The sequence below is a fragment of the Kitasatospora sp. NPDC057542 genome (assembly GCF_042801945.1).
Lineage (GTDB): Bacteria > Actinomycetota > Actinomycetes > Streptomycetales > Streptomycetaceae > Kitasatospora.
The window spans coordinates 1-3,696 of the sequence record NZ_JBHVFE010000662.1 but is presented as its reverse complement, the minus strand read 5'-3'; the positions used below and the strand labels follow the sequence as shown (position 1 = coordinate 3,696).

Below are 3,696 nucleotides of genomic sequence, written 5' to 3'. Positions count from 1 at the left end.
CAGCCTGGGGTCCGTCGTCAGGCTGTGCGGACGGCGGGCCCCAGGGGCCGTGGCATGTCCGGAATCCGGGACGGCGGGGGATCGCGCGTTCCGGGTCGGTGCCCCATCCATTCGGCCTACGGCTCCAGCGGACGCTGACCAGCGCGGTCCCGTCCGCCACCCTGATGCAGCCCGGCAGGCCGGCAGCCCGGCAGGCCGGCGTCGCCGGCCGTCCCTGTCGTCCCTGTCGTCCCTGTCGTCCCTGTCGTCCCTGTCGTCCCTGTCGTCCCCGCCGTCCCTGTCGTCCCCGCCGTGCCCAAGGGCGGCGAGCCTGCCGAGCCGGGCAAGCCGTCCGGCTCGGCCCGCCCGCCGCTTTGACACCCCAGTCTTCCTGCGGACGGTCAACGGCGTCAGCGCCGTTGCCGCCGACGACGCCCCGGGCTCGGCGGTGATCGCCGGCAAGCCCGGCGGCGCCGACTCCCGCTGGACGTTCAAGGATGCCGGCGGCGGCCGTTACCGGATCACCAACGGCCTCGGCCCGGAGCTCACCGAGAACACCGGCACCTACTTCGCCGACGTCAACGGCTGGAAGGGGAGCCCGGAGCAGAAGTGGGAGGTCCTGAACATCACGGGTGACGCCTACCAGATCAGGATCAGCGACCAGGACTGCCTGACCTACCACGAGGACCGGAAGGCGCTCGGCGTGTGGACCTGTGACGGGTCCGCCGAGCAGCAGTGGACGATCACCGGCTGAAGCACCGCCAATGCCCCGTCAAGATGGCCGCGGGCAGCGTCAAGAACGCGTCAGAGCGGTCGGACGTGCGTTCGGCCGAACCTAGCGTGAGCTGTGAGGAAACGGTTCGCCGTCTGGGCGTGGGGCCTGGCGGCGGACCGTTGGCCGAACCCCGACCCCCGGCGGGTTCCTCCGGGGAAGGTTCGGCGGCCAGTGAAAAACAGGGGGAGGGGGCGCGCGGCGATGCCAACGGGTACGTCGGGCGGTACGGCGGTCGTGGGGAACACGGTCGCGTCGGAGACGGCACGACAGGAGACAGCCGTACCACTTCCCGGGCCGCGCGCCCCCGTCACCGGCCGGGCGGCGCCTGGCGCAGTCGGGCCTGGCGGAACACCCCGCGCCTGGTGCGCGGGCTCACCGGCCTCTGCCTCGCGGCGCTGCTCGCCGCCGGAGCGGTGACCGCCGTCGTCCTGGGCGGGGCCAGGGACGGCACGGACGTCATCGGCCACCGGGCCGCCCCGCAGGTGGTGCGCTCGGCGGACCTGTACTTCGCGCTCAATGACATGGACGCCCAGGCCGCCGACCTGCTGCTGTTCGGTGCCGATCCGGACTACACGACACTGCGCACGCAGACCCTGGACACCTACGAACAGCGGCGCACCCAGGCCGACACCGACCTGCAGAGCGTCGCGGAGGCGGTGGCGGGTGACCAGTCAGGACAGCGGGCCGTGCAGACGGTGATCGGTGAACTCGGCCGCTACGAGGCCCTGGTGGCCCGTGCCCAGCTGCTGGAGGACCAGGCCCACGCCCCGGTCGGCCGCCCCTCGGCGGAGGCCCTCGCGGCCTACCGGCAGGCCACCGACCTGCTGCGCCAGCGCCTGCTGCCGGCCGTCGACGAGGTGACGAAGGCCAACGCGGTCGTCGTGGAACGCAACTACACCGACCAGCGTGACGCCCTGGCGGACGGTTGGTGGTGGATCCTGCTCATCGGTCTGGTCGTGCTGGTCGCGCTCGGGCTGCTGCAGAGGGTGCTCGCCGTGCGCTTCCGGCGGCGGGTGAACGTGCCGCTGGCCGTCACCACGCTCCTCACCGCCGTCGGCCTGGCCACCGCGCTGGCGCTGACGTCCCGGGCGGACCACCAGCTGGTGGTCGCGAAGAGCAACTCCTTCGACTCCGTGATCGCCCTCAGCCGGGCTCGCTCGGTGGCGTACGACCTCAACGCCGACGAGAGCCGCTACCTCACCGACCCCGCCCGGGCGGCGGCCTACGAGCAGAGCTTCCTCGACAAGACCCAGGCCTTCGCCCGGATCGACGGCGCCACCCTCACCACGTACAACGACCGGCTCGCCGCACTGGCCGACCGGCACCGGGCCGACCACGGTCAGGTGGGGTTCGGCGGGTACGTCGGCGACGAACTGCGCAACATCACCTTCCCCGGTGAACAGGACGCTGCGGAACGGGTGCTGGCCGCCTTCCAGCAGTACCAGCGCGACGACCGGAAGATCCGCGCGCTGAACGCCGAGGGCAGGCTCAAGGAGGCCGTCACCTACGACACCGGCCTCACCCCGGGCCAGTCCAACGCGGACTTCGGGACGCTCGGCGCCGCCCTGGACGACGACCAGGCCATCAACCAGCGTGCCTTCGACGGCGCCGTCTCCGACACCGACGGCGACCTCGGCGTCACCACCGCCGGCCTCGGCGCGGCGGCGCTGGTGGCGGCGCTCGCCCTGACCGCGCTCGGCGTTCGGCCGCGCCTGCGCGAGTTCTCCTGACAGAGGCGGCCGGGGCCGTCGGTGTCCGACTCGCCCTTCCCTCAACCACAGTCCGGTGTCGCGTGGTTCTGCCCTGCCGTTCTCCGATAGTGCTCCGATAAGATGGCTACAGGTGTGCCAGGAAGGTCGTGGTGGTCCTGGCCACGGCCGTGGCCACCTTCGCGCGGCGCCTGCGCGTTCCCGCGCCGTCGCTGCTGGTCCTGGCGGGGATCGGGGTGGTGCTGATACCCGGGCTCCCCGCCCTGCACGTCCCGCCACAGGTGATCGGCACGGTGCTCCTGTCGCCGCTGCTGTACGCCTTCGCCGAGGAGCTGTCCCCGCGCGACCTGCGCACCGTGTGGCGCCCGGTGACGATCCTCTCCCTGGAACCAGCTTCACCTCGCCCGCATGCTCAAGGACACCGGCGGCATCCCGGCCCACGGCAACCGGCGCTCCGAGTGGGACGCCGGCTGCCGCTTCGACTTCGAGAACCCGGAACACCGCTGACTCGGAGGCCGGTTTGGCCGGGAGCGATCTCGGTTGTCGGCTATCCGCGTAGTCGCTCGACCAGCGCGGTGAAGAGCTGCAGGTTCGGGAATATCCGAACCGGGTCGCCGGACAGCCCCGCCCGCTTCCCGACGACCTCGATGCGCACGAGTCCCCGCCTCGTTCCGACGCCCTCCACCTGCGACCAGGGGGCCCGCCTTCGCCCCGTTTCCAGGCCGGTCCAGCTCACCTGGAAGCTGCCGAACGACAGGGTCTTTCCTGCCCGGAGCGCGGTGATCGCGTCCGTCAGCTGCGCGTCGGTCACGGCCTGATTTTGTCGGGTCATATGAGAGCCACTGCTCCGGTGTGAATGAGAGCCAGGTCTAGGCCGTTCGTGGCGGTGGTGTACTCGACCGTGGCGGGTGTTCTTCGGCGAGTTCGGGAGCCAGTCCGGCGAGATTGGGAGCCACTGATCGGGTGACCTGGTGGGCGTGGGCGGAGTGTCCGTAGGGGCTGGGGTGGGGGCGTCGGTAGCTTGTGATCGCAGGCCCGGGTCGCCTCCCTGACAAGTCGCGGCCAGGGCCTCGTTCCTGGACGCGCCGGAGGGCTGGTGTCCGCGTACTCGTTGAAGTGCTCAGCCGGGTACGGATAGACGTGCACAGCGTCGTGCGGATCGGCGATGAGACGAGCGGATGCAGAACCGACGCTTCAACCGACCGCGATCCGACCACCGGACTCAGCGAGACC

Annotated in this window: 3 protein-coding genes and 1 pseudogene; 3 read left to right on the top strand and 1 reads right to left on the bottom strand. The window is 71.5% G+C overall.

Translation table 11 applies throughout. The features are described 5' to 3' along the window. Positions 1-427: 427 nt before the first annotated feature. From ACFU7Y_RS41700 to ACFU7Y_RS41690, 3 genes and pseudogenes are all read left to right on the top strand, one after another. Complete coding sequence (locus tag ACFU7Y_RS41700; protein WP_380771629.1) at positions 428-733, top strand: RICIN domain-containing protein; 306 nt, start codon at positions 428-430, stop codon at positions 731-733. Between the two features lie 383 nt (positions 734-1,116). Beyond that, entirely contained in the window at positions 1,117-2,484 is a 1,368-nt protein-coding gene (locus ACFU7Y_RS41695; protein WP_380771627.1) for a hypothetical protein, read from the top strand. A 363-nt stretch (positions 2,485-2,847) separates the two neighbouring features. Further along, positions 2,848-2,970, top strand: a pseudogene (locus ACFU7Y_RS41690) (flavodoxin family protein); the annotation flags it as partial. A gap of 40 nt (positions 2,971-3,010) precedes the next feature. On the opposite strand, the gene ACFU7Y_RS41685 reads toward ACFU7Y_RS41690, so the two are convergent. Further along, positions 3,011-3,274 carry a DUF6585 family protein gene (locus tag ACFU7Y_RS41685; RefSeq protein WP_224279235.1) on the bottom strand — a complete coding sequence of 88 codons (264 nt, stop codon included), beginning with the start codon at positions 3,272-3,274 and terminating at the stop codon, positions 3,011-3,013. Positions 3,275-3,696 lie beyond the last annotated feature (422 nt).